24 protein-coding genes and 1 tRNA gene are annotated in these 25,642 nt (G+C 75.4%); 12 read left to right on the forward strand and 13 right to left on the reverse strand.

Going from position 1 to position 25,642, the window contains the following annotated elements:
* Positions 1-75: 75 nt before the first annotated feature.
* From ACIRS1_RS09110 to ACIRS1_RS09125, 4 genes are all read right to left on the reverse strand, one after another.
* The gene (locus ACIRS1_RS09110; protein WP_402838062.1) at positions 76-732 is read right to left on the reverse strand and encodes a hypothetical protein; all 657 of its coding nucleotides are present in this window, start codon (positions 730-732) and stop codon (positions 76-78) included.
* Positions 729-2,558, reverse strand: a complete 1,830-nt coding sequence (locus ACIRS1_RS09115; RefSeq protein WP_402838064.1) for a prolyl oligopeptidase family serine peptidase — start codon at positions 2,556-2,558, stop codon at positions 729-731. The genes ACIRS1_RS09110 and ACIRS1_RS09115 overlap by 4 nt, the downstream gene beginning before the upstream one ends.
* A 114-nt stretch (positions 2,559-2,672) precedes the next feature.
* Positions 2,673-4,127: an MFS transporter gene (locus ACIRS1_RS09120; RefSeq protein ID WP_402838066.1), complete on the reverse strand. Its 1,455-nt coding sequence runs from the start codon at positions 4,125-4,127 to the stop codon at positions 2,673-2,675.
* Positions 4,128-4,313: 186 nt separating this feature from the next.
* Entirely contained in the window at positions 4,314-4,691 is a 378-nt protein-coding gene (locus ACIRS1_RS09125) for a nuclear transport factor 2 family protein (RefSeq protein ID WP_402838068.1), read from the reverse strand.
* Positions 4,692-4,958: 267 nt separating this feature from the next.
* Here ACIRS1_RS09125 and ACIRS1_RS09130 point away from each other — a divergent pair, with 267 nt between their 5' ends.
* Positions 4,959-7,733, forward strand: a complete 2,775-nt coding sequence (locus tag ACIRS1_RS09130; protein WP_402838070.1) for an ATP-binding protein — start codon at positions 4,959-4,961, stop codon at positions 7,731-7,733.
* A 131-nt stretch (positions 7,734-7,864) separates the two neighbouring features.
* On the opposite strand, the gene ACIRS1_RS09135 is transcribed toward ACIRS1_RS09130, so the two are convergent.
* The 3 genes from ACIRS1_RS09135 to ACIRS1_RS09145 form a co-directional block, all read right to left on the reverse strand.
* Positions 7,865-7,938: transfer RNA gene (locus ACIRS1_RS09135), tRNA-Pro, on the reverse strand.
* A gap of 100 nt (positions 7,939-8,038) precedes the next feature.
* Complete coding sequence (locus ACIRS1_RS09140) at positions 8,039-8,983, reverse strand: metallophosphoesterase (protein ID WP_402838072.1); 945 nt, start codon at positions 8,981-8,983, stop codon at positions 8,039-8,041.
* 82 nt (positions 8,984-9,065) lie between these two features.
* On the reverse strand, positions 9,066-9,677 hold the full coding sequence (locus ACIRS1_RS09145) for a CGNR zinc finger domain-containing protein (protein WP_402838074.1): 612 nt from the start codon (positions 9,675-9,677) through the stop codon (positions 9,066-9,068).
* A gap of 122 nt (positions 9,678-9,799) precedes the next feature.
* Here ACIRS1_RS09145 and ACIRS1_RS09150 point away from each other — a divergent pair, with 122 nt between their 5' ends.
* On the forward strand, positions 9,800-10,255 hold the full coding sequence (locus ACIRS1_RS09150; RefSeq protein WP_360205537.1) for a GatB/YqeY domain-containing protein: 456 nt from the start codon (positions 9,800-9,802) through the stop codon (positions 10,253-10,255).
* 147 nt (positions 10,256-10,402) lie between these two features.
* On the opposite strand, the gene ACIRS1_RS09155 is transcribed toward ACIRS1_RS09150, so the two are convergent.
* On the reverse strand, positions 10,403-12,787 hold the full coding sequence (locus tag ACIRS1_RS09155) for a transglycosylase domain-containing protein (RefSeq protein ID WP_402838076.1): 2,385 nt from the start codon (positions 12,785-12,787) through the stop codon (positions 10,403-10,405).
* A 424-nt stretch (positions 12,788-13,211) separates the two neighbouring features.
* Here ACIRS1_RS09155 and ACIRS1_RS09160 point away from each other — a divergent pair, with 424 nt between their 5' ends.
* The gene (locus tag ACIRS1_RS09160; protein WP_030240986.1) at positions 13,212-13,535 is read left to right on the forward strand and encodes a WhiB family transcriptional regulator; all 324 of its coding nucleotides are present in this window, start codon (positions 13,212-13,214) and stop codon (positions 13,533-13,535) included.
* A gap of 46 nt (positions 13,536-13,581) precedes the next feature.
* On the opposite strand, the gene ACIRS1_RS09165 is transcribed toward ACIRS1_RS09160, so the two are convergent.
* A complete protein-coding gene (locus tag ACIRS1_RS09165; RefSeq protein WP_396317036.1) occupies positions 13,582-14,832 on the reverse strand; it encodes an ArsA family ATPase in 1,251 nt (416 codons plus the stop codon).
* Positions 14,829-15,899 (reverse strand): ArsA-related P-loop ATPase, encoded by a 1,071-nt coding sequence (locus tag ACIRS1_RS09170; RefSeq protein ID WP_360205532.1) that lies wholly within the window; start codon positions 15,897-15,899, stop codon positions 14,829-14,831. Before ACIRS1_RS09170 ends, ACIRS1_RS09165 begins: the two co-directional genes overlap by 4 nt.
* A 240-nt stretch (positions 15,900-16,139) precedes the next feature.
* Between ACIRS1_RS09170 and ACIRS1_RS09175 the strand changes: the two genes are divergently transcribed.
* From ACIRS1_RS09175 to ACIRS1_RS09195, 5 genes are all read left to right on the forward strand, one after another.
* Complete coding sequence (locus ACIRS1_RS09175) at positions 16,140-16,298, forward strand: hypothetical protein (RefSeq protein WP_360205529.1); 159 nt, start codon at positions 16,140-16,142, stop codon at positions 16,296-16,298.
* Positions 16,295-16,762: a RidA family protein gene (locus ACIRS1_RS09180; protein ID WP_360205526.1), complete on the forward strand. Its 468-nt coding sequence runs from the start codon at positions 16,295-16,297 to the stop codon at positions 16,760-16,762. The genes ACIRS1_RS09175 and ACIRS1_RS09180 overlap by 4 nt, the downstream gene beginning before the upstream one ends.
* Before the next feature lie 63 nt (positions 16,763-16,825).
* The gene (locus tag ACIRS1_RS09185) at positions 16,826-17,692 is read left to right on the forward strand and encodes an NUDIX hydrolase (RefSeq protein ID WP_360205524.1); all 867 of its coding nucleotides are present in this window, start codon (positions 16,826-16,828) and stop codon (positions 17,690-17,692) included.
* 180 nt (positions 17,693-17,872) lie between these two features.
* Entirely contained in the window at positions 17,873-18,046 is a 174-nt protein-coding gene (locus ACIRS1_RS09190; protein WP_360205521.1) for a hypothetical protein, read from the forward strand.
* Complete coding sequence (locus ACIRS1_RS09195) at positions 18,043-18,876, forward strand: MBL fold metallo-hydrolase (RefSeq protein ID WP_360205519.1); 834 nt, start codon at positions 18,043-18,045, stop codon at positions 18,874-18,876. Before ACIRS1_RS09190 ends, ACIRS1_RS09195 begins: the two co-directional genes overlap by 4 nt.
* 168 nt (positions 18,877-19,044) lie before the next feature.
* On the opposite strand, the gene ACIRS1_RS09200 is transcribed toward ACIRS1_RS09195, so the two are convergent.
* Both ACIRS1_RS09200 and ACIRS1_RS09205 read right to left on the reverse strand, forming a co-directional pair.
* Positions 19,045-19,719, reverse strand: a complete 675-nt coding sequence (locus ACIRS1_RS09200) for a Crp/Fnr family transcriptional regulator (RefSeq protein WP_030240972.1) — start codon at positions 19,717-19,719, stop codon at positions 19,045-19,047.
* 152 nt (positions 19,720-19,871) lie between these two features.
* Complete coding sequence (locus ACIRS1_RS09205) at positions 19,872-20,930, reverse strand: ArsR/SmtB family transcription factor (protein ID WP_402838080.1); 1,059 nt, start codon at positions 20,928-20,930, stop codon at positions 19,872-19,874.
* 121 nt (positions 20,931-21,051) lie between these two features.
* On the opposite strand from ACIRS1_RS09205, the gene ACIRS1_RS09210 reads away from it, so the two are divergent.
* Entirely contained in the window at positions 21,052-21,891 is an 840-nt protein-coding gene (locus tag ACIRS1_RS09210) for an isocitrate lyase/phosphoenolpyruvate mutase family protein (protein ID WP_402838082.1), read from the forward strand.
* A gap of 63 nt (positions 21,892-21,954) precedes the next feature.
* On the opposite strand, the gene ACIRS1_RS09215 is transcribed toward ACIRS1_RS09210, so the two are convergent.
* A complete protein-coding gene (locus tag ACIRS1_RS09215) occupies positions 21,955-22,572 on the reverse strand; it encodes an RraA family protein (protein ID WP_402838084.1) in 618 nt (205 codons plus the stop codon).
* A gap of 171 nt (positions 22,573-22,743) precedes the next feature.
* Here ACIRS1_RS09215 and nth point away from each other — a divergent pair, with 171 nt between their 5' ends.
* The 3 genes from nth to ACIRS1_RS09230 are packed head-to-tail and all read left to right on the forward strand — an operon-like array spanning position 22,744 to position 25,608.
* Positions 22,744-23,613, forward strand: coding sequence for an endonuclease III (nth, locus tag ACIRS1_RS09220; protein ID WP_360205508.1), 870 nt, complete (start codon positions 22,744-22,746; stop codon positions 23,611-23,613).
* Positions 23,614-23,630: 17 nt separating this feature from the next.
* Positions 23,631-24,377: an NUDIX hydrolase gene (locus tag ACIRS1_RS09225; RefSeq protein WP_387900685.1), complete on the forward strand. Its 747-nt coding sequence runs from the start codon at positions 23,631-23,633 to the stop codon at positions 24,375-24,377.
* A gap of 46 nt (positions 24,378-24,423) precedes the next feature.
* On the forward strand, positions 24,424-25,608 hold the full coding sequence (locus ACIRS1_RS09230) for a MarP family serine protease (RefSeq protein ID WP_360205502.1): 1,185 nt from the start codon (positions 24,424-24,426) through the stop codon (positions 25,606-25,608).
* Positions 25,609-25,642: the final 34 nt, after the last annotated feature.

Here is a 25,642-nt window from a genome sequence, read left to right on the forward strand (position 1 = left end):
GCGATCGGCCGCGGGCCGGCCGGTTCGGCGCTCCGACGCGCTCGATGCATCGGCCGGCTCGGCGCTCCGGCCCGCTCAGCGCTTCGGCGCTCCCGGCACGGTGGGTGCTCCCGGCACGGCCGGCGCCGTCGGCACGGGCACGGCGGGGGCGCTGCCCGGCTTGGCCGGGACGCCCGGCACCGCCCCGGGGGAGCCCGGCACCGCACTCGGGGACTCGGTGAACGCCGGCGCGACGTCGCCGCAGCGGCCGCGGCCGCCGTTCACGGTGCCGTCCGAGTCGTAGTGGTCGATGTGGTGGTGCACCGTGCGCCCCGTCTTCGACCCCTTCGAGCCGCTGGACCCGCTGGACCCGCTCGACCCGCTGGAGCCCTTCGACCCGGACGAGCCCTTGGACCCGCTCGACCCCTTGCCGCTCCTGGCGGGCAGGACCACCGGGGCGTCCCCCTCGGACGGCCGGTAGACCGCCGGCCACACGACCGTGCCCGCGCCCGGCCCGGCCGCCCCCCACGCGCCCGAGCGGGTCGCGGTGGCGGCCGGTGCCTTCGGCACCGCCGCGGTCGGCGGGGCCGAGGGCGCCGACGGGACCGCGGGCGTCACCGTGCCCGACGGGCCGGGCGCCGCCGGTGCGGCCGGCGGCGGGCAGGACGCCAGGTCGTCGGACCGGCCGGAACAGCCGGTGAGCACCAGGGCCCCGACCGCCGCCACCCCCGCGACCACCAGCAGGCGTCTCACGCCGTCCCCCCGCCACCGAGGTGCCGCCGGACGAAGTCCATCTCCAGCCGCAGCTGCTTGATCCGCTCCTCCACCACCAGCGACCCGTGCCCGGCGTCGTACCGGTAGACCTCGTGCGGCGTGCCCAGCCGCTCCAGCCGCTCGACGTAGTTCTCGATCTGCCGGATCGGGCATCGCGGGTCGTTGACCCCGGCGCTGATGTAGACCGGCACCCGCACCCGGTCGACGTAGGTGAGCGGCGAGGAGGCGGTGAAACGCTCCGGGACCTCCTCGGGGGTGCCGCCGAAGAGGGTGCGGTCCAGCGACTTCAGCGCCTCCATCTCGTCGGCGTACGCGGTGTGGTAGTCCGCGACGGGCACCGCGGCCACGCCCAGCGCCCAGGCGTCCGGCTGGACCCCGAGGCCGAGCAGGGTGAGGTAGCCGCCCCAGCTGCCGCCGGTGAGCACGAGCCGCTGAGGGTCGGCGAGGCCGCTGGCGACGGCCCACTCGCGGACGGCCGCGATGTCCTCCAGCTCGATCAGGCCGACCCGTTCGCGCAGGGCGTCCGTCCAGGCCTGGCCGTAGCCGGTGGAGCCGCGGTAGTTGACCCGGACGACCGCGAAGCCGTGGTCCAGCCAGGCCGCCGGCCCGGCGGCGAAGGAGTCGCTGTCGTGGTGGGTGGGGCCGCCGTGGATCTCGAACACCGTCGGGTGGGGGCCGTCGCCCGCGCCGGCCGGCCGCTGCACGAGCGCGTGCACCCGCCCGCCGGGCCCGTCCACCCAGACGTCCTCGACCGGGACGGAGCCGGGCGGCACCGCGCCGGGCGCCCGCAGCACGACCGCCCCGGCGGTGGAGCGGACGGCGGAGGGCTCGGCAGCGGAGGACCACAGGTACTCGACGGTGCCGTCCGGACGGGCGGTGGCGCCGCCGACCGTGCCGCGCGGGGTCTCCAGGCGGGTCAGCCGGCCGTCCGCCAGCGCGTACGAGAACAGCTCGCTGCGCGCCTCGTACTCGTGCTCGACGAGCAGCTCCGCCGCGCCGGGCCGCCACTGGGCGGAGACGTCGCCGGGCAGCTCGCGCCCCTGCTCGTCGCGCAGCGGCAGCGCGGTCTCGGCGCCGGTGGCGACGTCCCAGATCATCGGCTCCCAGCGGCCGGTGCGCTGGTGCGCGACCAGCAGCCGGGTGTCGCCCTCGACGGGGGCGAAGCCGAGGCAGGCCACACCGCGCGGCTCGTCGCGGCCGGTGACCTCGTCGAGCTCGGCGACAGTCGCGCCGTCGGCGAGGCGGACGACGCGGATCGCCGAGTGCATCGCGTCGCCGTGCTCGGTGTGGTCGATGGCCAGCAGCGCGCTGTCGTGGCTGAGGTCGCCGACGCCGCCGTACTCCTCGTGCCGGTAGATCTCGACGGCCGCGGCCGCGCCGGGGCGCCACAGGTGCAGGGTGGTGCCGTCCTCGTCGGTGGACCGGCCCACCACCACGGTGCCGTCACGGCCGAGCGCCAGGCCCGCCGAGTAGGAGGCGGCGAGGCCGGGCACGGCCTCCTCGTCGGGGCCGCCGGCGAAGGACTGGCGGCGCCAGACGCCGAACTCGTCCCCGTCGTGGTCGTCGAACCACCACACCGACTCGCCGTCGGGGGCCAGCTCGGCGTCGGTGGTGCCGTTCGGACGGTCGGTGACCTGGCGGTGGGTGCCGGTGGCACGGTCCCAGGCGTAGACCTCGTAGGTGCCGGTCGCGTTGGACACGTACAGCGCCCGGTCGGGGGCGTCCTCCGCCCAGTCGGGCAGGGACACGCGTGCCGCCCTGAACCGCTGCTCCCATGCCGGGACGGCGCTCTTCTCCTCGCTCATCCGACCATCCAACCCGATCGGGGGGACGGAACGGAACGGGCGGGTGGCTCCCGCCCGCCCGCCCGTACCGTTCCGCCCTCCTCGGCGCCCCGCCGCCGGGGCTCGCCCGCGCGCTCACGCCCGGCGCGGCAGCAGCCTGACCAGGCCCACCAGCACCAGCTCCAGCACCGCCAGCGCCGTCACGCTGCGGCCGAACGCCGCCACCGGATCCCCCGCCCCGTAGTACAGGAGTCCGATCAGGGCGATGCCGAGCGCCCCGCCGACCTGCTGCACGGTGGCCAGCACCCCGGCGGCCGACCCCGCCAGCCCGGGCTCCACCCCGGCCAGCACCACGGAGGTCACCGGCGCGATCACCAGGCCCATCCCGAGGCCGTCCACGAAGAGCCCCGGCGCCAGCCACCACACCCCGGCCGCCGGGGCCCCGTACACCGCGAGGGCGAGCAGGCCCAGGCCGGCGGCCATCGACAGCCCGCCGAGGGTGATCGTCCGCGGCCCGCCGAGCCGCTCCGCCACCCGGTGCACGGCGTTGGACGTGATCAGGTAGCCGACGCCGATCGCCGTGAACACCAGCCCGGCGCCGAACGCGTCCAGGCCGCGGCCCAGCTGCAGGTGCAGGGCGAGCACCAGGAAGAACGAGGCCTGGCCGAGCCAGAAGGCCAGCTGGGCGAGCAGCCCGGCGCCGAACGCCCTGCTCCGGAACAGCCCGGTGTCGACCAGCGGGGAGCCGGTCGCCCGGGTGCGGTGCTGGTGCACGGCGAAACCGGCCAGCAGGGCCGCCGAACCGGCCAGGCAGAGCAGCGTCCACGACGGCCAGCCCAGCTGCGGGCCCTGGATCAGCGGCAGCACCAGGCCGGTCAGCGCGGCGGTGACCAGCAGCACGCCGACCGGATCCAGACCCGGCCGCTGCGGCGCCCGTGACTCCGGCAGGCACCGGCGCACCAGGACGAGGGCGGCCAGGCCGACCGGCAGGTTGATCAGGAAGCAGCTGCGCCAGCCGAGGCCGAGCACGTCGGCCCGGATCAGCAGCCCGCCGATCAGCTGGCCGAACACCGCGCCGACGCCCATCGTCAGCCCGTACCGGGCGAACGCCCGGGCCTGCGCGGTGCCGCTGAACGCCGTCCGCAGGATCGCCAGCACCTGCGGGCCCATCAGGGCCGCCGCCAGCCCCTGCGCGACCCGGGCGCCGACCAGCGCGGCGGCGGTCGGGGCGAAGCCGCAGCCCGCGGAGGCGAGGGTGAACAGGGCCAGCCCGAGGCCGAACACCCGGCGGCGGCCGTAGCGGTCGCCGAGCCGGCCGGCGGTGACCAGGCCGGCCGCGAGGGCCAGGCTGAACCCGGCCATCACCCACTGGACGACGGCCGGTCCGGCGCCCAGGTCGGCCTGGAGGGACGGGACGGCGACGTTGACGACGAAGACGTCGAGGGAGGTCATGAAGGTGGCGGCCAGGACGACCGGCAGCAGGCCGGGCGGGGCGCCGGGGCGGCTCGCGGCGGGTCGGGCCTCGGCGTGCCTGCTCCCGGCGGATCGCCTGGCGGCGGGTCGGTGGGCGAGGTCGGGGGCGGTGCTCATCGGGCTCTCCTCGGTGGGGCGGGGCCAGGGGCAGGGCCAGGGGCGGCGGCGGGGGCGGGGCGTGGCGCCCGGGGGCGGTGGGGGGCGCCCCCGGGAGCCCCCGGCCGGGGTGGGGTGCCCGGGGCGGTCGGGGCGCGGCCGGCGTCGGGTGCGCGGGCCGGCGTCCGTCAGGAGTCCGGGTCGGCGTCAGGCACCCGGGACGCGGTCCAGGAAGCCGTACACCGCGCCGATCCGGCCGTCCGGCGTGGCGACCAGCACGTCGAAGCCGATCACCACCGGCTCGGCGCCGGCCGGTCCGAGCAGCCAGGTGAACCGGGCGACGTCGTGGTGCGCGTCCACCGGGCCCAGGGTGAACTCCAGCCCGGGGAACTGCGCCTGGGCCGCGCCGATCAGCGCGTCGACGGCGTCCCGGCCGGTCACGGCGGCCAGCGGGTCGGTGTAGCCGCCGTCCTCGGCCCACGCCTCGTCGACCAGCTTGCGGCGGGCGGCCGGGTCGGTCTCGTTCCAGACGGCCAGGTAGCGCTCGGCGAGCTGCTGGAGGGTGCCGGCGGTGATCTCGGTCATGATCATCTCCCGTGTTCCGGTGGGGTGTTGGGCGGTCGTTCCCGCTGCACACCACGGTAGGGGCGGGTCGGCGCGGGCGAATCGGTCACGGATCGGCAAGGGGGTGCGTAACCCGGCGCTGCGGGGTACGTAGGTGTGCGGCCCGTCGCCGTCCGCCCGCGCCGCCCGTCGCGATCCCGGTCCCCGCCCGCGCCGCCCGTCGCGATCCCGTCCACACCGTCGCCGTCCGCCGGCGCCGGCCCGGTCCCCGCTCGGTAGGGTCGGGGGATGCTGTACGGGAGGGAACACGAACAGGCTGCCGTGGACGGGCTGTTGGCCACGGCGCGCGGCGGCGGCAGCGGAGTGCTGCTGTTCCGCGGGGAGCCGGGCATCGGCAAGACCGCGCTGCTGGAGCACGCCGTCGCCCGGGCGGGGGAGGCGTTCCGGGTGGTCCGGGCGGCCGGCGTCGAGTACGAGGCCGAGCTGCCCTTCGCCGGCCTGAGCCTGCTGCTGGCGCCCGGTCTGGACCGGCTGGAGGTCCTGCCGGCCCCCCAACGACGCGCGCTGGAGGCGGCGTTCGGGCTCGGCGACGGGCACGCCCCGGCGCCGGCCGACCGGCTGCTGACCGGGCTCGCCACCCTCGGCCTGCTCGCCGAACTCGCCTCCGAACGGCCGCTGCTGTGCGTCGTCGACGACCTGCAGTGGCTGGACCGCGCCTCCCTGGACGCCCTGCTGCTGGCGGCCCGCCGGCTCCAGGCCGAGGGGGTGGCCCTGCTGCTCGCCGCCCGCACCGGCGGCACCGCGCCGGACCTCCCGGCCACCGGCTTCCCCGAGGTCCACCTGGCCGGCCTGCCCGCGCCCGACGCCGTGCGGCTGCTGGAGCACCGGGCCGGCCCCGGCCTGCCCGCCGCCGTCCGCGGCCGGCTGCTCGACGAGGCGGCCGGCAACCCGCTCGCCCTCACCGAACTCCCCGTCGCCCTGGCCGCGCAGACGCCCGCCGCCGGGACGGCCGGAGCGGGCTCCCCGGCGCCGGCCCCGGGCGGCCTGCCGCTCACCAGCCGGCTGCTGATCGCCTTCCACGGCCAGGTGACCGGACTTCCCCCGGCCACCCAGACCCTGCTGCTGGTCGCCGCCGCCGAGGAGAGCGGCGAACTGGACGTCGTGCTGCCGGCCGCGGCCGCCCTCGGCGTCCCCGCCGAACACCTGGGCCCTGCCGAGGAGTCGGGCCTGGTGACGGTCGCGCCCGACCGGCGGATCGCCTTCCGGCACCCGCTCCTGCGCGCCGCCATCCTGCAACGCGCCCCGCACCACCAGCGACTGACCGCCCACCGGGCCGTCGCCGGGGCGCTCCCGGACGGCGACCGCCGCACCTGGCACCTCGCCCTCGCCGCCACCGCCCCCGACGCTGCCCTCGCCGACGCCCTGGAACGCACCGCCGTCCGCGCCGGGGCCCGCGGCGCCCACGGCGCGGCCGCGGCGTACGAGCGGGCCGCCCGGCTCACCCCGGACCGCGACGGAGCCACCCGCCGCCTCGTCCTGGCCGCCGAAGCCGCCACCGAGGAGGGGAGGCTGGCGCAGGCCGAGGCGCTCGCCGAGGAGGCCGGCGGACGCACCGACAGCGCCCTGGCGCACGCCCTGCTGGACCAGGTCCGGGCCACCGCGCACTTCTGGCGCGGCTCCTACCCGACGGCCCACCGGCTGCTGCTGGACGCCGCCACCGGGGTCGCGGCGCCGCACGCCGCCCGGATGCTGTTCCAGGCCTTCCACGCCGCCTGGTACGCGGGGGAGGAGCCGGTGGTCGCCGTCCTCGACCGGCTGGCCGCGCTACCGCTCGCCGAGGACGACCCGCTCACCCCGCTCGCCCGCCACCTGCCCGCCGCCGTGCTCCCCGCCCTCGGCCACCCGGGCCCCGGCCACCCGGCCCCCGCCCGCCGGCAGCCGCCCACCGCCCGCGACACCGCCGCGGCCGCCCGCGGAGCCGGTGCCGAGTCCCCCGCCGACCTCGTCCAGCTCTGTGGCGCCACCCTGATCCTCGGCCGCGACGAGGAGACCGCCGAACTCGGCGGCGAGCTCGTCGCCGAGGCCCGCGCCAAGGGCGCCGTCGGCGTGATGCCGACCCTCCAGTTCTTCCTCGCCGAGGCCGAACTCTTCCACGGCCGGCACCGCGACGCCGAGCTCACCGCCACCGAGGCGCTCGCCCTCGCCCGGGACACCGGGCAGCACCAGTGGGTGAGCCAACTCACCGCGCTGCTCGCCTACCTGGCCGCCCTGGACGGCGCCGAGGACCGCTGCACCGGGCTCGTCGCCGAGTCCCTGGCCACCACCGGCCCGCAGACCGCCGCCCCCGCCGCCGGCCTCCCCTGGGCGCACTGGGCGCTCGCCCTGCTCGACCTCGGCCACGGCCGGGCCGGAGCCGCCGCAGACCGACTGCACACCCTCACCAGCGGGCCGCACCGGCACCACGTCAGCGCCACCCGCGCCGTCCCCGACCTCGTCGAGGCCGCCGTCCGGCTCGGCGCCCCGGAGCGGGCGGCCGAAGCCTACGAGCGCTTCGCCCGCTGGAGCGCCGCCGCCGACCGCCCCTGGACGGAGGCCCTCCGGCTCCGCTGCCAGGCGCTCCTGGGCCCCGACGAGCTCGCCGAGTCCGCCTACCGAGCCGCCCTCGACCTGCACGGGTCCGCGAACCGGCCCTTCGAACAGGCCCGCACCGCCCTCCTCTACGGCGAGTGGCTGCGCCGCTCCCGCCGCCGCACCGACGCCCGCCCCCACCTGCGCGCCGCCCTGGAGACCTTCGAACGCCTCGCCGCCCACCCCTGGGCCGCCCGCGCCCGCACCGAACTCACCGCCACCGGCACCCCGGCCCCCGCCCCGGCCGACACCCCGCACGCCTCGCCGCTGACCCCGCAGGAGCTCCAGATCGCCCGCCTGGCCGCCCGCGGCCTCACCAACCGGGAGATCGCCGCCCAACTCTTCCTCAGCCCCCGTACCGTCGCCCACCACCTCTACAAGGCCTACCCCAAACTCGGCATCACCTCGCGCGCCGAGCTCCCCGCCGCGCTCTGACCCGGCCCCACCCACGCCGAGGGCCCCCGCCGGATCCGTCCGGCGGGGGCCCTGAGCCACAGTCATGCTGTCGGTCGCGCAACGACGACAGAGGCCCTGCCGGATTTCTCCGGCAGGGCCTCTGCATTGGGTCGGGGTGGCGGGATTTGAACCCACGGCCTCTTCGTCCCGAACGAAGCGCGCTACCAAGCTGCGCCACACCCCGGTCCTGCGTTTCGTTGCTCTGTCTCCGTCGCAACGAGTAGAACTCTACCGGACGCTCGCCGAGACACGAAATCCGGTTCTCGGCGGGCGTCCGCCGCAGGTCAGCGGGGGGCCGGGGTGAGGGTGAGGAGGGTGGCCTCCGGGGGGCAGGCGAAGCGGACGGGGGTGTAGCGGTTGGTGCCGCAGCCGGCCGAGACGTGCAGGTAGGAGCGGCGTCCGCCGGCCTGGTGGGTGGAGAGGCCCTTGACCCGCCGGGTGTCGATGTCGCAGTTGGTGACGAGGGCGCCGTAGAAGGGGATGCAGAGCTGGCCGCCGTGGGTGTGCCCGGCGAGGATCAGCGGGTAGCGGTCGGCGGTGAAGGCGTCGAGCACGCGCAGGTAGGGCGCGTGGACGACGGCGAGCGAGAGGTCGGCGTCGGCGGAGGGGCCGCCGGCGACCTCGCTGTAGCGGTCGCGCCGGATGTGCGGGTCGTCGAGTCCGGTGAACTCGAGGTCGAGGCCACCGACGGTGAGCCGGCCGCGGGTGTTGGTGAGGTCGAGCCAGCCGGCCGAGCCGAAGCCGTCGCGGAGCTTCTCCCACGGGTTGTGGACGGCGCCGGTGATGCCGCGCCGGGCGCTGCCGTCGGCGTTGTTCAGGCCGTGGTCGCCGCTGCGCATCGCCTGGAGGTAGCGGGCGGGGTTCTTGCGGGCCGGGCCGTAGTAGTCGTTGGAGCCGAAGACGTAGACGCCGGGGAACTCCATGAGCGGCCCGAGCGCGTCGAGGGTGGCGGGGACGCCGAGCGGGTCGGAGAGGTTGTCCCCGGTGTTGACGACGAGGTCGGGGCGGAGCCCGGCGAGGCTCTTCAGCCAGCGCTGCTTCTTGCCCTGTCCGGTGACCATGTGGATGTCGGAGACCTGCAGTACCCGGATGGGCCGGGCGCCGTGGGGCAGGACGGGGACCTCGACCCGGCGGAGCCGGAAGGAACGGACCTCGTACCCGACGGAGTAGGCGAGGCAGGCGGCGCCGGCGGCGGCGAAGCCGAGGGGAACGGAGTACAGCGGTCGCATCGCCCCATGCTCTCAGACGGTGGATCAGCCGGTGAACGTCCGGTGGCCGGTGGGAGGCCCGGGCCGGCCCGTCGGGCGCGGGTCAGTCCCGGGTGCGCCGGACCCGCAGGGCCCGGACCTTGTGCCGGTTGCCGCAGCGTTCCATCGAGCACCAGCGGCGCCGGCCGGGGCGCGAGGTGTCGACGAAGACCAGCCGGCAGTCGGGGGCTGCGCACGCGCGGATCCGGTCCGCGTGGGGGCCGGTGAGCAGGGCGATGGCGTCCCGGGCGAAGGTGGCGGCGAGCTGGTGCCCGTCGGCGGGCAGCGGGGCGGCGGCGGTGCCGTCGGGGGCGATCTGGGGGGCGAGCGGCGGGTGGGCGGCGGCCCGGTTGAGGACGGCGTAGTCGTCGGCGGCGCCGGGGCGGGCGTGGGCGCGGGCGGCGGTGAGGCGCCAGAGCGCGTCGCGCAGGGTGCGGGTGGCGGCGAGCTGGTCGGGGTCGATCCGGACGGCCCCGGCGGGCAGCCGCAGCCGGGAGCGGGGCAGCCACCGGGCGAGGTCGGACGGCTGGTGCAGGGCCTCGTGCCGGGCGTACGGGCCGGGGCCTCCGGTGGTGAGCAGTTCGAGGCAGAGGGCGCCCGCGTCGAAGCGGAAGGCGGTGCCCCGGGCGGTGGTCAGGGTCAGTCCGGCGGGGGTGGTCCGGTCTCCGTCCGTCATGTAACCAGGCTAGGCGGTTACGCCCGGGCGCCGGGTCCGGATCCGGCGCCCGGGCCCGCCCGCGACCAGCGATCCCGGTTAATGGCAAGCGGGTGAACTCCGCAGGTGGGAGACTCGGGGCCATGACCACGCTCAAGGCGCAGCTGCAGGAGGACCTCACGGCTGCCATCAGGGACCGGGACGAGCTGCGCTCGTCCACCATCCGGCTCACGCTGTCCGCCGTCACCAGCGAGGAGGTGGCGGGCAAGGAGAAGCGCGAGCTGTCCGACGCCGAGGTGCTCAAGGTGATCGGCCGTGAGACGAAGAAGCGCCGGGAGGCCGCCGAGGCGTTCGACGCCGCCGGCCGTGCCGACCAGGCCGCCCGGGAGCGGGCGGAGGGCGAGCTGCTGGCGGGGTACCTGCCCAAGCAGCTCTCCGACGAGGAGCTGACGGCGATCGTGGCGGCCGCCGTGGCCGAGAGCGGCGCGACCGGTCCGCAGGCGATGGGCGCCGTGATGAAGCTGGTGAAGCCGAAGGTGGACGGCCTGGCCGAGGGCGGCCGGGTGGCCGCCGCGGTGAAGGCCGCGCTGACGGGCTGATCCCCGCCGGGCCGCCCGGTGCCGCCCGGGCCGTCCCGGGCGGCCGCCGGAACCACGAGGGGCGCCCTCCGAGAGTGATCTCGGAGGGCGCCCCTTCACCGTGCGGCGCCTTCACCGGGCCGGGCCGTTCGGCCGCCCGGTCGGCACTCAGCCGTTGTTGCCGCCGTGCTTGCCGCCGTTGCCGCCGTTCCCGCCGATGACGCCCGGCGGGAAGGTGAACCCGCCGCCGATCATCCCGCCGGCGTTGTTGCCCCCGCCGGGGCCGCCGCCGGGGCCGCCGCCGTTGTTCCCGCCGGGGTTCCCGGCCGGCGGCGGCGGGTTGCCGCCGGGCTGGGCGTTCGGGTCGGCCGGCGGGGTGGCCCCGCCGGTCGGCGTGGCGTTCGGGTCCGGCTTGGGCGCCGGGTCCGGGATGTTGATGGTCTGCAGCTGGTCCTTGGGCGTGCCGCGCAGGGCCTGGTCCATGGCGAGCTTCCAGATCGGGCCCGGCCCGGTGGCGCCGAAGACGCCGTCGCTGCCGTAGTAGGTGTCACCGATCTTGATGTTCTTCATCTTGACGCCGCCGGCCGGGCCGCCGAGCCAGACCGAGGTGGCGAGGGACGGGGTGTAGCCGCTGAACCAGGCGGCCTTCTTCTCGTCCGTGGTACCGGTCTTGCCGGCGATCTGGCGGCCGTCCTCCAGGCCGAGGGAGGCGCCGGTGCCCTTCTCCGTCACGTTGAGCAGGACGGTGTTGAGCGCGTCCGCGGTGTTCTCGGAGAAGGCCTGGCTGCAGCTGGACTGCGGGACCTTGACGTCCTTGCCGTCGACCGTGGAGATCTTGGTGATCGCGACCGGGGTGCAGTACTTGCCGCGGGCGGCGAAGGTCGCGTAGACGTTCGCCATGGTCAGCGGGCTGAGCTCCAGGGTGCCGAGGACCATCGAGGGGACCTCCTGGAAGGGGTCGCCCTTGGCGGACTGGGTGATGCCCAGCTTGTTGGCCATCTGCTTCATCGCGCAGAGGCCGACCTGCTGCTCCATCTGGACGAAGTAGGTGTTGACCGAGCGGGCCATCGCCTCCTTCAGCTCGTACGGGCCGACCTCGCTGGGCGACTCGTTCTTCACCGTGGCCTTGGGCTTGTCGGTGTTCTTCCAGGTGCCCGAGCAGGTGGACATGTTCGGGTAGTCGATCTTGTTCTCGGACGGGAACGGCTGGGTGGGCTGCATGCCCGACTCCAGGGCCGCCGCGGCGAGGATCGGCTTGAAGGTCGAGCCGGTCTGGAAGCCGTTGCCGCCGCCCATCGAGGCGTCGACGTTGAGGTTGACGACGGTCTGGTTCTTGTTCGGGTCCAGGCCGTACGGGCGGGTCTGGGCCATCGCCAGGATCTTGCCGGTGCCGGGCTCCATCATGGTCGCCGCGGCCGACACCGGGTCGGTCACGAGGACCTTCTTCGGGTTGGTCACGGCGGCCTGGGCGGCGGCCTGCTTGTCCGGGTCCAGCGTGGTGTAGATGTTCAGGCCGCCGGTGTCCCACAGCTTCTTGCGGTCCGCGGCGTTCTTGCCGAACACCGGGTCCTGCTTGACGACGTGGCGCACGTAGTCGCAGAAGAAGCCCATGCCGGCCTGGGCGGTGATGCAGCCGTTCTGCGGGTCCTTGTACTTCAGGCCCAGCGGGGCGGCCTTCGCCTCCTTGGCCTGGTCCGCGGTGATGTGCTTGTTCTCGAGCATCTTGTCGATCACGACGTTGCGGCGCTTGACCGTGTTGTCGGGGTAGCGCACCGGGTCGAAGGACGACGGGTTCTGCACCATGCCGGCCAGGGTTGCGGCCTCGGCGACGGTCAGGTCCTTGTTGCTCTTGCTGAAGTAGCGCTGGGAGGCGGCCTCGACCCCGTAGGCCTGGTGGCCGTAGAAGGTGATGTTGAGGTAGTTGGTGAGGATCTGGTCCTTCGTCAGGTCCTCCTCCAGCTTGATCGCGACCTTGAGCTCCTGGATCTTGCGGCCCAGGGTCTTGCGCTGGGCCTCCAGGACGGCGGCCTGGTCGTCGCCGGCCTTCTCGACGTTGACGTTCTTCACGTACTGCTGGGTCAGCGTCGAGGCGCCCTGGGAGGCGGTGCCGCTCTCGGCGTTCTTGCTGATGGCGCGCAGCACGCCCTTGAGGTCGACGGCGCCGTGCTCGTAGAACCGGGCGTCCTCGATGTCGACCTGGGCGTGCCGCATGAACGGCGACATCTGGTCGGCGGTGATGACGGTGCGGTCGCGCTCGTACACCTTGGCGATCAGCCCGCCCTTGGCGTCGAAGATCTGGGTCGCCTGGGTGAGCGGCGGGGTCTTGAAGTCGTCGGGGATGTTCTCGAAGCTCTCCGCCGTGTCCTTGGCGGTCAGCCCGATGGCGCCGACGGCGGGCAGGGCGAGGCCTGCCAGCAGGACTCCGGAGAGCACGCTGACGCCCAGGAACTTCACTCCGTGCCCCGCGAAGTCCAGCGGTGATCCGCTGCGCTTGCCGCGCGGAGCTCCGGGGTTGCCTGGGGGCTGGGGTGCCTGGGGGCGCTTCGGTGCCATGAGGAGAACCCTACGTCCCCGAATCCCGCACATAGGGGCAGGTGTTCGCCTAGGCTTGTCACAAGCTTGCGACAGCTTCGGTGCGTCAACATCATTCACTCTTGTGAGTGCGGAGACTTGCCCGAATTGCCCTTTCTTGGGTGGGTTTTGAGGCAGCTGTGGCCTGCTGTGCACCTGTGGGCGGTAGCGCTCCGTAGCGACGCGCGTGGCGAGAGTGGCCTCGGCGTGTTTGGCAAGGCTTGCGACCTGCGATCACTCCAACGAGTGAGCTGACCGATACCCATAGTCCAATCGGGTCATTCGAGATTGAGCCCGAAGGGGCTGTTGCAAGCTGTCGTTCTTCCGTAACGTCCTCAACTGGCAACGGTGAATATGCCGTTGCCGCCGTGGGGGAGCCTCGAATACGGGAGAGGACGGCGCCGGGATGGGCTGGGTTGACGACTGGAGTGCGCAGGCCGCCTGCCGCACGAGTGATCCGGACGAGTTGTTCGTCCAGGGGGCCGCGCAGAACCGCGCGAAGGCGGTGTGCAGCGGCTGCCCCGTCCGCACGGAGTGCCTCGCGGACGCGCTGGACAACCGGGTCGAGTTCGGAGTCTGGGGCGGGATGACGGAACGCGAGCGCCGGGCACTGCTGCGCCGCCGCCCGACGGTCATCTCGTGGCGGAGGCTGCTGGAGACGGCCCGCACCGAGTACGAGGAGTCCCTCGCCACCGGTGTGATACTGACCGACTACGCCCAGGCGGGCTGACCGCCCGACCGGGGCGGTTGCCCGGCCGGGCCGGCCGGACCGGCGCCTACGCGGCGCCGCTGAGCCGGTCCCCGATCGCCCGCAGGCCGTCCAGGTCGTGCACGTCGCCCGGCAGCGCGGCGACCTCCACGATCGGCACGTCCGGGTAGACCGAGACGAAGCGGTCCCTGGTGCGCCGTTCCCGCCCCATGATCTGCATCCGCTCGGCGTGCAGCCGCAGCAGTCCCGCCGCGAGCTGTTCGGCCTCGGGCGAGGAGTGCTCCGAGCCGTTCTCCTCCAGTGCCTCGGCAGCCGCCAGCGCCCGCTCCGCGGTGAGCTGCGGCGCGCCGGAACCGTGCACCCGGTTGAGCACCAGCCCGGCCAGCGGCATCCGGTCGGCGGCGAGCCGGTCCACGAAGTACGCCGCCTCGCGCAGCGCGTCCCGCTCCGGCGCGGCCACCACCAGGAACGCCGTGCCCGGCGCCTTGAGCAGCTGGTACGTGCGGTCGGCGCGCTCGCGGAAGCCGCCGAACATCGAGTCCATCGCGCTGACGAAGGTCTGGACGTCCGTCAGCAGCTGGGCGCCGAAGATCTTCCCCAGGGTGCCCGTGAGCAGGCCCATGCCGGCGTTGAGGAACCTCATCGCGCTGCGGCCGCCGACCTTGGCCGGGGCGGTCAGGATGCGGATCACCCGGCCGTCGAGGAAGGACCCGAGCCGGTTGGGCGCGTCCAGGAAGTCCAGCGCCGAGCGGGACGGCGGGGTGTCGACGACGATCAGGTCCCACTCTTCGGCGTCGCGCAGCTGCCCGAGCTTCTCCATCGCCATGTACTCCTGCGTGCCCGCGAAGCCGGCCGACAGGGACTGGTAGAACGGGTTCTCCATGATCGCCCTGGCCCGCTCGGGCTCGGCGTGGGCGAGCACGACCTCGTCGAAGGTCCGCTTCATGTCGAGCATCATGGCCTGCAGCTCGCCGTCCCCGGCGACGCCCTTGACCACCCGCGGGGTGTTGTCCAGTTCGGTCAGGCCCATGGACTGGGCGAGGCGCCGGGCCGGGTCGATGGTGAGCACCACGACCTTGCGGCCGCGCTCGGCGGCGCGCAGTCCGATCGCCGCGGCGGTGGTGGTCTTGCCGACGCCGCCGGAACCGCAGCAGACGATGATCCGCGTCCCCGGGTCGTCGATCAGGGCGTCCACGGCGAGCCGGCTGCCGGTGGCCCGGACACCGCCGCCTCCGCCGGCCGCTCCGCCGTTCGTCGCCGCACCGCCGGTCGCCCCGCCGCCGCGCGTTCCGCTGCCGGTCGTTCCGCCGTTCGTCACGCCGCCCCCTGCCGCTTCAGTTCGGCCGCCAGCCGGTACAGCCCCCCGAGGTCCACGCCCTCGCCCAGCAGCGGCAGTTCGTACGTGGGCAGCCGCAGCTGCTGCAGGTCGGCGCGCTGTTCGCGCTCCAGCTCGACGCGTTCGGCGTGCTCCCGGGCCTGTTCCAGCAGCGGGTCCAGCAGCGGCTCCACGGCGGCCCGGACGGTCTCCGGGCGGCGCGAGCGCCCTCCGAGCCCGGCCTCGCCGAGCGCCAGGGCGACCTCCTCGCGGTGGTCCCCGTCGACCGCGGCCACGGCGGCGGCGTCCAGCACCGGCGGCCGGACCATGTTGACCAGCACCCCGCCCACCGGGAGCCCGGCCTCGCGCAGCTCGGCGAAGCCGTCGACCGTCTCCTGCACCGGCATCTCCTCCAACAGGGTGACCAGGTGCACCGCCGTCTCCGGCGACTTCAGCACCCGCATCACGGCCTGCGCCTGGGTGTGTATCGGGCCGATCCGGGCCAGCCCGGCGACCTCGGCGTTGACGTTCAGGAAGCGGGTGAGCCGCCCGGTCGGCGGCGCGTCCATCACGACGGCGTCGTACCGTCGGCGGCCGTCGGGGCCCTTGCGCCGGGCCGCCTCGCAGGCCTTCCCGGTGAGCAGGACGTCCCGCACGCCGGGCGCGATGGTGGTGGCGAAGTCGACGAAGCCGACCTTCTGCAGCGCCTTTCCGGCCCGGCCGAGCTTGTAGAACATCTCCAGGTACTCCAGCAGCGCCAGCTCGGTGTCGATGGCCAGCGCGAACACCTCGCCCGCCCCGCCACCGGCCGGCAGGCCCAGCTGGGTCCGGGAGACCGAGGCGATCCGGCGCTCCTCGTACGGGAGTGCGGCGATCCCGAACAGCTCGGCGACGCCCTGCCGCCCCTCGACCTCGATCAGGAGCACCCGCCCGCCGTCGGCGGCGAGCGCCAGTGCCAGCGCCGCGGCCAGCGTGGTCTTCCCGGTGCCGCCCTTGCCGCTGACCACGTGCAGCCGGACGCCCTCCCAGTCGGGGTCGCGCCGGGCCGCCTGGCCGGGGGTGCGTGCCACGCTCCTTCTCCGTCCGTCTCCGTGGGCCGGAGGCCGCTCCGTCGGCCGGCCCGTCCTGCGGTGCCCTCTCGCGGGGCGCCCCGTGACCAGGGTGCCCTCTCGCGAGGGTAACCAGGGACCGCGCCGGATGCCCGGAGCACCAGGGGGGCCGGGCCTGAATCATGCCCCCTTTGTGGGCCACCTCACACGCCGGTCCGCCGGCGGCGCCGATCGCCGCGGCCGCTCGTCTAGAGTCTGGCCATGACCAAGTGGGAATACATGACGGCGCCCCTGCTGGTGCACGCCACCAAGCAGATCCTGGACAACTTCGGCATGGACGGCTGGGAGCTCGTCCAGGTCGTGCCGGGCCCGAACCCGGAGCAGCTGGTGGCCTACTTCAAGCGGGAGAAGAGCGCATGAGCAAGGTCGAGGCGAAGCTCGCCGACCTGGGCCTGACCCTGCCGCCGGTGGCGGCTCCGGTCGCCGCGTACGTCCCGGCCCTGCGCTCGGGCGAGTTCGTGTTCACCTCCGGCCAGCTGCCGGTCGTCGGCGGCAAGCTGCCGAGCACCGGCAAGGTCGGTGCCGAGGTGTCCCCGGAGGAGGCCAAGGAGCTCGCGCAGACCTGTGCGCTGAACGCGCTGGCCGCGATCAAGTCGGTGATCGGCGACCTGGACCAGATCGAGCGGGTCGTGAAGGTGGTCGGCTTCGTCGCCTCCGCCCCCGACTTCACCGGCCAGCCCGGCGTGATCAACGGCGCCAGCGAGCTGCTCGGCAAGGTGCTGGGCGAGGCCGGGGTGCACGCCCGCAGCGCGGTCGGCGTCGCGGTGCTGCCGCTGGACGCCCCGGTCGAGGTCGAGCTCCAGGTGCGCGTCAAGACCGCCTGAGGTGATCACGAAAGGCGGGGTTGGGCCTGTCCAACCCCGCCTTCGTGCGCTTAGCATCCGGGCATGGACCATCGAGCGACGACGCTCCCGATGCCGCCCGGTTGGCCTGCCCGGATCCGGGCGGTCGACTCCGGCGTGCTGACCCCGCCGGTGCCCCGGCCCGCCGCGACCGTCGTGCTGCTGCGCGACGCCCCCGACGGCCCGGAGGCCTACCTGCTGCGCCGGCGCACCTCGATGGCCTTCGCGGCCGGCATGTACGCCTACCCGGGCGGCGGGGTGGACCCTCGCGACGCCGAGGTGGAGACCGGCTGGGCCGGCCCCTCCCCCGAGGAGTGGGCCCGGCGGCTCGGGGTGGACGCCCGGACGGCGCGGGCGGTGGTCTGCGCGGCCGTCCGCGAGACCTTCGAGGAGGCCGGCGTGCTGCTGGCCGGGCCGGACGCCGACAGCGTCGCCGCGCCGCGCGACTGGTCCGCCGAGCGGGCCGCGCTGGAGGCGCACGAGCTGTCCTTCGCCGAATTCCTCCGCGACCACGGCCTGGTCCTGCGCAGCGACCTGCTGGCCGGCTGGGCCCGCTGGGTCACTCCGGAGTTCGAGGAGCGCCGCTACGACACCTGGTTCTTCGTGGCCGTGCTGCCGGCCGGCCAGCGCGCCGCCCTGGAGGTCGGCGAGGCGGACCGGGTGGCCTGGCTGACGCCGGCCGAGGCGGTCCGCGGCCACCGGGAGGGCCGGTTCGGCATGCTGCCGCCGACCGTGACGGTGTTGCGCGAGCTGTCGCCGGTGCGCTCGGCCGCCGAGGCGCTGACCGCGGCCGCCGGGCGCTCGCTGGAGCCGGTGCTGGGCCGGGCCGAGGTCCGGGGCGACCGGATGACGGTCCGCTGGCCCGGGTACGACGAACTGACCATCGACGGGGACTTCCCCGAGGACGCCTGACCGCACCGGGCGCCGGACCGGTCACCCCACCGGCACCCCGGTCACCCGGGCGGCACCCCACCGAGCACCGGACCCGGCGTCGCACCGCCCGCCGGCCGGACCCCGCACCACCCGACACACCGCACCACCCGACACACCGCACCACCCGACGCACCGTCGCAGAGAGAGGACCGACGCCCGATGACCCACAACGACGTGGCTCGCCGGACGGCACCCGAGATGCCCGCCCGCCGCCTGACCCCCCGCACCACGGCCTGTGACGGCCCGGTCCCGTTCACCGACCTGGCCCAGCGCGCCATCGTCCGGATGCTGCCGCTGAGGGCCCTGTACCGCGACGGCGGGGGCGGCCGGTGAGCGGACTCCTGCCGGGTGACCCCGCCGCCGCCATCGGCGGCGAGGCCACCCCCCGGGCGCTGTGCGTACTGGCGCCGAACCCGTCGCCGATGACGCTGGACGGCACCAACACCTGGCTGCTCTCCGAGCCCGGCTCGGACCTCGCGGTGGTGATCGACCCGGGCCCGCTGCACGAGGGCCACCTGCGCCGGGTGATCGACCACGCGGAACGGCTGGGCAAGCGCGTCGCGCTCACCCTGCTCACCCACGGCCACGCCGACCACTCCGAGGGCGCGGCCCGCTTCGCCGAACTCACCGGCACCGAGGTGCGTGCCCTGGACCCCGCCCACCGGCTGGGCTCGGAGGGACTGGTCGACGGCCAGCGCCTCGACGTCGGCGGCCTCGACCTGCGGGTGGTCGCCACCCCCGGTCACACCTCGGACTCGCTGACCTTCCACCTGCCCGCCGACGGCGCCGTCCTCACCGGTGACACCGTGCTCGGACGCGGCACCACGATGGTCGCCCACCCGGACGGCCGGCTCGGCGACTACCTGGACTCGCTGCGCCACCTGCACACGATGGCCTCGGAGCACGGCGTGCGGACGGTGCTGCCCGGCCACGGGCCGGTGCTCGCCGACGCCCTTGGCGCGGTCGACTACTACCTGGCGCACCGGGCCACCCGGCTCGCCCAGGTGGAGACCGCGGTCGAGGCAGGCTGCCGGACGGCGCCCGAGGTGGTGGCCCGGGTCTACGCCGACGTGGACCGGGCGCTCTGGCCGGCCGCGGAGCTGTCCGTGCGGGCGCAGCTGGAGTACCTGGCGGACCACGGGCTGATCCCCGACCAGGGCTGATCCCGACCGGGGCCGAGGCCGCGCCGGTTCCTCCGGCGCCCGCCCGTGTGCCCCCGCCGGCACCTGCGCCCGCGCGGGCCCGCGCCGCCCCGCCCGCGCGGCGGGGTGCGCCCTGGAACCGCCGAAGGGCCCGTCCGTCCGGACGGGCCCTTCGCGGCGTGGGGAGCGTCAGCGCGAGCGGCGCGACAGCCGCTCGACGTCCATCAGGACCACCGCGCGCGCCTCCAGCTTCAGCCAGCCGCGGCCGGCGAAGTCGGCGAGCGCCTTGTTGACCGTCTCGCGGGAGGCGCCGACCAGCTGGGCCAGCTCCTCCTGGGTGAGGTCGTGGGCCACGTGGATGCCCTCCTCGGACTGCACGCCGAACCGGCGGGAGAGGTCCAGCAGGGCCTTGGCGACGCGGCCGGGCACGTCGGAGAAGACCAGGTCGGACATCACGTCGTTGGTCCGGCGCAGTCGGCGGGCGATGGCCCGCAGCAGCGCGATGGAGACCTCGGGGCGGGCGTGCAGCCAGGGCTGCAGGTCGCCGTGGCCCAGGCCCAGCAGCTTGACCTCGGTCAGCGCGCTGGCGGTGGCGGTGCGCGGGCCCGGGTCGAACAGCGACAGCTCGCCGATCATCTCGCTGGGGCCGAGGACGGCGAGCATGTTCTCGCGGCCGTCCGGGGAGGCGCGGTGCAGCTTGACCTTGCCCTCCGCGACGACGTACAGCCGGTCACCCGGGTCGCCCTCGTGGAACAGCGACTCACCACGGGCGAGGGTGACCTCGGTCATGGAAGCGCGCAGCTCGCCGGCCTGTTCGTCGTCGAGTGCCGCGAAGAGTGCGGCGCGCCGCAGAACGTCGTCCACGTGCTTCCTCCTTCTCGGCCGTCCGGCGGGTGGGCCGTCCGGCGCAAGTTCCGTACAGTGCTCTGCATCACCAAGCATGGCGCATGTCGCTCCGATCATATGAGGAGGGGGTGCGCCGAGGTGTGCTGCGCGGGGCCATTCGTACCGCCGGGTCACCGGGCGGCCGGGCCCCCGGTCACCGCCGGGTCGAACGCCTCGCCGGGCCGGTCGAACCCGCTGTCGGCCGGATCGAACAGCGCGTCGCCCACCGCCGTCCGGGCGTAGAGGACGCTGTGGCCGGCCCGGTGGGCGCTGGTCAGACCGGCCGCGCGCAGGGCGGTCAGGTGCTGCGAGACGCCGGCGGCGGACAGCCCGGTGCGACGGGCCAGCTCGGTGGTCGAGGCCGGGGAGTCCAGTTCCGCGAGCAGCCGGGCCCGGGACCGGCCGAGCACCGCGGCCAGCGCGTCCGAGCGCTCGGCCGTCCCCGGCCGGGACTCCCACAGGGCGGCGGCGCCGCGCGCCGGGTAGCTCAGCTGCGGGGGATCCGGTGGCAGCACCCTGGTCAGCACCCGCGGCCAGACGAAGGCGGACGGCAGGAGCAGCAGCCCGGCCCCGGCGTTCAGCCGGGTGACCGCGCAGTGCCGCCGGTCCAGGAGCAGCGCCGTGCCGTCCCAGCGGACCGTCTCGTGCAGGTCGTCCAGCATCCGCGCGGTGCCCTGCGCGGCGGCCTGCCGGGAGCGGTGGAACACGTCCGCCTCCAGCAGCGTGCGGATGCGCGCCCAGTACGGGGCGAGGGCGAGCTGCCAGTACGCCTCGATCTCGGCGGTGAGCCGGGGCAGCTGTGCCGCCGGGTCGCGGTACAGCGGCTCCAGGACGGGCGGCAGGCGGCCGCCGGCCTCGGCGGCCAGGAGGTCGAGGTCGGCCCGGACCTGGGCGGCTCCGGTGGCCGCGATCGCCGTCAGCTCCTCGGCCAGGGTGGGGGAGGACCCCGCCGGGGCGGGGTTGAGGAAGTCCGGCAGGTGGCCGGTGTGCGGGACCATCCCGGCCAGCCGGCCGCGGTCCAGCCCGGTGGCGGCCAGCCGCCCGCGGACCTGCTCGGCCCAGCGGCGGTGCGGCTCGGGGACGGCGGCCCCGGCGAGGGCGCGCAGACCGCCGACCACCTCCTGCATCGGGGAGACCGCGAAGCGGGTCAGCGCCACGTCGTTCGCGGAGAAGTGCAGTGCTGTGCGCATACGGGCCCCTCCCCGGAGATTCGGCCCCAGCTTAATCACTGGTGGGTGCCCCGGGCCGGGCCGCACGATGCGGGGGACGGACGCACCACCGGACGGCACCGAAAGACGACGGAGATCCCGCATGTCCACTGGCACCACCACCCACGCCCACCCGGCCCGCGAGCGGGCGCTGCGGCTGCGCGAGCTCCTCGCGGACGGCGTCCTCGTCCTGCCCAACGCCTGGGACGCCGGCAGCGCCGCCGTCATCGCCTCGGCCGGCGCCCCGGCGATCGCCACCACCAGCGGTGGCGTGTCCTGGTCGCTCGGCCGCGGGGACGGCCACCGGCTGGCCCGGGGGGAGGCCGTCGAGGCGGCCCGCCGGATCGTCGCGGCCGTGGACGTGCCGGTCACCGTCGACGCCGAGGGCGGGTACGGTCCGCTGCCCGCCGACGTGGCCGCGACCGTGACGGCCCTGGTCGGGGCCGGTGCGGTCGGCGTCAACCTGGAGGACTCGACCGCCGTCGGCGGCCCGCTGCACCCGGTGGCCGAACAGGCCGGGCGGCTGCGCGCGGCCCGGGCGGCGGCGGTCGCCGCCGGCCTCCCCGAGCTGGTGCTGAACGCCCGCACGGACGTCTTCCTGTTCGGGCTGGGCGGACTCGACGACGTGCTGGCCCGGGCCGGGGCCTACGCCGCGGCGGGCGCCGACGGCCTCTTCGTCCCCGGGCTGCTGGACCTCGACCTGCTCGCCGAGCTGTGCCGGCGCTCCCCGCTGCCGGTGAACGCGATGGCCGTCGCCGGGGGGCTGGGCGTCGCCGAACTCGCCGCCGCGGGGGTGCGGCGGGTCACCGTCGGCACCGGCCTCGCCCAGCTCGCCTACACCGCCGCCCGGCGCGCCGCCGCCGAACTGCTCGGGCCCGGGACGGTGCGGGAGCTGGACGGCGCGCTCGGGTTCGGCGAGCTGAACGGGCTGTACGGGGGCTGAACGGGCCGTACCGGGGCTGACCGGCGACGGCCCGGGTGCCCGGGCCGTCGCCCCGCCGGTCCGTCAGCAGGTGAAGCCCAGCTCGCCGAGGCTCTGCTCGATCCGGGCGCGGTGCGCGGCCTCCCAGTCGTCCAGCGACTCGGCGGCCTCCTTGGCCAGCTTGGCCCGGGCCGCGGCCAGCGTCGGCGCGCGCCCGGCGGCGGGGACCACCACCACGCCCTCCTCGTCGGCCACCACCACGTCCCCGGCCGCGACCAGGACGCCGCCGCAGCGCACCGGGCCGCCGTGCGCACCGAGGGCCCGCTTCGCCCCCGGGATCGGGATCACCCCCCGGGCGAAGACCGGGAAGCCGAGCTCCCGCACCTCGCCGAGGTCGCGGATCAGGCCGTCGGCCACGAACGCGGCGACGCCCCGGCGCTGCGCCACCGCGCACACGTTGCCCCCGGCCAGCGCGTGGTCCGGGTCGCCCGACTCGACGACGATCACGGCGCCCGGCTCGGCCCGGTAGATCGCCGCGTGCAGCATCAGGTTGTCGCCCGGCGGGCACCGCACGGTGAACGCCGGACCGGCCACCCGGGGCGCCCCCGACCAGAGCGGGCGGATGCCGGCGTCCATGACCCGCTCGCGCCCGAGCACGTCGGCCAGGGTGGTGGTGGGGATGTCCTTGAAGTCCTCGTCCATGGTTCCTCGTCCTCCGGGTGGGGATGCCGTCGAGCGATGGTTCCACGGCCCGTCCGCGACGCTCCCGGACGGGCGCCCGCACGCACCGGGGCCTGCCGGGGCGCGGCCCCTCCGGGCACCGGTCGGGCTGATCCGCCCCGACGGGTCGGCCGGTCGAAGTAGCCTTCGTGCATGGCAGAGAGCAAGGTCCGGAAGGCCGCGGCACCGAAGGCCCGGCCGGCCGTGAGGGCGAGGAAGCCGGAGTCGCACCTGGCGATGGTGCGGCGGGCGCGGCGGATCAACCGGGAGCTGGCGGAGCTGTACCCGTACGCGCACCCGGAGCTGGACTTCGAGAACCCGTTCCAGTTGCTGGTGGCCACGGTGCTGTCGGCGCAGACCACGGACCTGCGGGTGAACCAGACGACGCCCGCACTGTTCGCGAAGTACCCGACGCCGGAGGACATGGCGGCGGCGAACCCGGAGGAGCTGGAGGAGGTCATCCGCCCGACCGGCTTCTTCCGGAACAAGGCGAAGGCGCTGATCGGCCTCTCGGTCGCGCTGCGCGACGGGTTCGGCGGCGAGGTGCCGGGGCGCCTGGAGGACCTGGTGACGCTGCCGGGCGTGGGCCGCAAGACCGCCAACGTGGTCCTCGGCAACGTCTTCGGAGTGCCCGGGATCACCGTGGACACCCACTTCGGGCGGCTGGCCCGGCGGTTCGCCTGGACGGCCGAGGAGGACCCGGTGAAGGTCGAGGCGGTGGTCGCCGAGATCTTCCCGAAGTCGGAGTGGACGATGCTGTCGCACCGGGTGGTCTTCCACGGCCGCCGGATCTGCCACTCCCGCAACCCTGCCTGCGGGGCCTGCCCGATCGCCCCGCTCTGCCCGGCGTACGGGGAGGGCGAGACGGACCCGGAGAAGGCGCGCAAGCTGCTCAAGTACGAGATGGGCGGTCGGCCCGGCCAGCGGTTGAAGCCGCCGGCGGACTTCCCCGGCGAGGCCGCCGCACGGGCCGACGCCGACGCCCACCTGGGCCGGGTCGCGGACCTGGCGGTGGGCGAGTGACGCGCGGGGCGCAGGAGATGCCGGAGGCGCGGGAGGCCCGGGTGATCGAGCGGGACGGCCTGCCGGCCTGGCTGGAGCCGGTGCGGGAGGCGGCCGAGCGGGTCCTGCCGGAGCAGCTGAGCCGCTTCCTGCCGCCGGCCGAGGGCGGCCGGGCGGCGGCGGTGCTGATGCTCTTCGGCGAGGGGCCGGACGGGCCGGACCTCCTGTTGATCGAGCGGGCCCGCTCGCTGCGCTCGCACGCCGGCCAGCCGTCCTTCCCGGGCGGCGCGCTGGATCCGGAGGACGGCGACCCGCAGGGCCCGGGCCCGGTCGCGGCTGCGCTTCGGGAGGCCTGGGAGGAGACCGGGCTGGACCCGGCCGGGGTGCAGGTGTTCGCGGCGCTGCCCGCGCTGTACATCCCGGTGAGCCGCTTCGTGGTGACCCCGGTGCTCGGCTGGTGGCGGGTGGAGTCGCCGGTGCGGCCGGTGGACCGCGGGGAGACGGGGGCGGTGTTCCGGGTGCCGGTCGCCGAGCTCGCCGACCCGGCGAACCGGGTGCGGCTGCGGCACCCCTCCGGGCACGTCGGGCCGGCCTTCGCGGTCGCCGGCCGGCTGGTCTGGGGGTTCACGGCGGGGGTGATCGACCGGGTGCTGCACCACAGCGGCCTGGAGCGGCCCTGGGACCCGTCCCGGGTCGTCGACCTCTCGGACGAGGCGCTGGCCCTGGTCCAGGGAGACCTCGACCACTCCAGCGCGCTGCCGGGCGGCGACGCCGGCTCCTCGTGAGGGGCCGTCGGTACGGCCGGGCCGGGGGCCGTGGGAGGGTGTCGGGGTGAACGTCCTGGATGTGCTGCTGATCGCCGCTGCCGTGGGATTCGCCGTGTCGGGCTACCGGCAGGGCTTCGTGGTGGGTGTGTTGTCCCTGGTCGGGTTCCTGGGCGGCGGGCTGCTGGCCGTCCAGTTGCTGCCGCTGCTGCTGGACCACCTCAGCCCGGGCACCACGGCCTCGGTGGTGGCCGTGGTGGTGGTGATCGTGTTCGCCGCCATCGGCCAGGCGGTCACCGCGCACTTCGGCTGGAAGCTCCGCGGGCACATCGACCGCCGTCCGGCACGGGTGCTGGACGCGCTGGGCGGCTCGGCCGTGAACGTGGTCTCGATGCTGCTGGTGGCCTGGCTGATCGGTTCGGCGCTGGCCGGGGCGTCGCTGCCGACGGTGTCCAAGCAGGTCCGCTCCTCGGCGATCCTCGGGGGCGTGCAGAACGCGCTGCCCGACGACGCGCCGAACTGGTTCTCGGACTTCTCCAAGGTGCTCGCCCGCAACGGCTTCCCGCAGGTCTTCAACCCGTTCGAGCACGAGCCGATCACCCAGGTCGACACGCCGGACCCGGCGCTGGCGGGCACCCCGGCGGTGGCGCGGGCGAAGCAGAGCCTGGTCAAGGTGGTCGGCACCGCCACCTCCTGCGGCAAGACCCTGGAGGGCAGCGGGTTCGTCTTCGCCCCGCACCGGGTGATGACCAACGCCCACGTGGTGGGCGGGGTCGACGAGCCCACCGTGCAGATCGGCGGGACGGGCCAGCTGTACGACGCGACGGTGGTCCGCTACGACTGGCAGCGCGACATCGCGGTGCTGGACGTCCCCAAGCTGAACGCGCCCCCGCTGACCTTCGCGGGCGAGGCGAAGACCAACGACAGCGCGATCGTGGCGGGCTTCCCGGAGAACGGCGCCTTCAACGTCCAGCCGGCCCGCATCCGGGGCCGGATCCAGGCCAACGGCCCGGACATCTACCACCGCGGCCAGGTGGTGCGCGACGTCTACTCGGTCCGCTCGCTGGTCCGCCAGGGCAACAGCGGCGGCCCGCTGCTCACCCCGGACGGCCAGGTGTACGGCGTGGTGTTCGCCAAGTCGCTGGACAGCGCGGACACCGGGTACGTGCTGACCGCGGCCGAGGTGCGGGAGGACGCGGAGAAGGGCAGCACCGCGAGCAGCCGGGTGGACACCCAGGGCTGCGCGCTCTGACCGCGGCCGGCGGGCCGCGCCCGCCGGCCGGGCC

It is taken from the genome of Kitasatospora sp. NPDC101176 (assembly GCF_044768035.1).
Lineage (GTDB): Bacteria > Actinomycetota > Actinomycetes > Streptomycetales > Streptomycetaceae > Kitasatospora.

Bases quoted from the DNA above. Each gene is read 5' to 3' on its own strand.
- ACIRS1_RS09130 (WP_402838070.1), top strand. From the start codon at position 4,959: ATGCTGTACGGGAGGGAACACGAACAGGCTGCCGTGGACGGGCTGTTG.
- ACIRS1_RS09160 (WP_030240986.1), top strand. From the start codon at position 13,212: ATGGGCTGGGTTGACGACTGGAGTGCGCAGGCCGCCTGCCGCACGAGT.
- ACIRS1_RS09225 (WP_387900685.1), top strand. From the start codon at position 23,631: ATGCCGGAGGCGCGGGAGGCCCGGGTGATCGAGCGGGACGGCCTGCCG.
- ACIRS1_RS09155 (WP_402838076.1), bottom strand. From the start codon at position 12,787: ATGGCACCGAAGCGCCCCCAGGCACCCCAGCCCCCAGGCAACCCCGGA.
- ACIRS1_RS09125 (WP_402838068.1), bottom strand. From the start codon at position 4,691: ATGACCGAGATCACCGCCGGCACCCTCCAGCAGCTCGCCGAGCGCTAC.
- ACIRS1_RS09150 (WP_360205537.1), top strand. From the start codon at position 9,800: ATGACCACGCTCAAGGCGCAGCTGCAGGAGGACCTCACGGCTGCCATC.
- ACIRS1_RS09120 (WP_402838066.1), bottom strand. From the start codon at position 4,127: ATGAGCACCGCCCCCGACCTCGCCCACCGACCCGCCGCCAGGCGATCC.
- ACIRS1_RS09210 (WP_402838082.1), top strand. From the start codon at position 21,052: ATGTCCACTGGCACCACCACCCACGCCCACCCGGCCCGCGAGCGGGCG.
- nth (WP_360205508.1), top strand. From the start codon at position 22,744: ATGGCAGAGAGCAAGGTCCGGAAGGCCGCGGCACCGAAGGCCCGGCCG.
- ACIRS1_RS09115 (WP_402838064.1), bottom strand. From the start codon at position 2,558: ATGAGCGAGGAGAAGAGCGCCGTCCCGGCATGGGAGCAGCGGTTCAGG.
- ACIRS1_RS09145 (WP_402838074.1), bottom strand. From the start codon at position 9,677: ATGACGGACGGAGACCGGACCACCCCCGCCGGACTGACCCTGACCACC.
- ACIRS1_RS09185 (WP_360205524.1), top strand. From the start codon at position 16,826: ATGGACCATCGAGCGACGACGCTCCCGATGCCGCCCGGTTGGCCTGCC.
- ACIRS1_RS09175 (WP_360205529.1), top strand. From the start codon at position 16,140: ATGACCAAGTGGGAATACATGACGGCGCCCCTGCTGGTGCACGCCACC.
- ACIRS1_RS09190 (WP_360205521.1), top strand. From the start codon at position 17,873: ATGACCCACAACGACGTGGCTCGCCGGACGGCACCCGAGATGCCCGCC.
- ACIRS1_RS09205 (WP_402838080.1), bottom strand. From the start codon at position 20,930: ATGCGCACAGCACTGCACTTCTCCGCGAACGACGTGGCGCTGACCCGC.
- ACIRS1_RS09215 (WP_402838084.1), bottom strand. From the start codon at position 22,572: ATGGACGAGGACTTCAAGGACATCCCCACCACCACCCTGGCCGACGTG.
- ACIRS1_RS09140 (WP_402838072.1), bottom strand. From the start codon at position 8,983: ATGCGACCGCTGTACTCCGTTCCCCTCGGCTTCGCCGCCGCCGGCGCC.
- ACIRS1_RS09180 (WP_360205526.1), top strand. From the start codon at position 16,295: ATGAGCAAGGTCGAGGCGAAGCTCGCCGACCTGGGCCTGACCCTGCCG.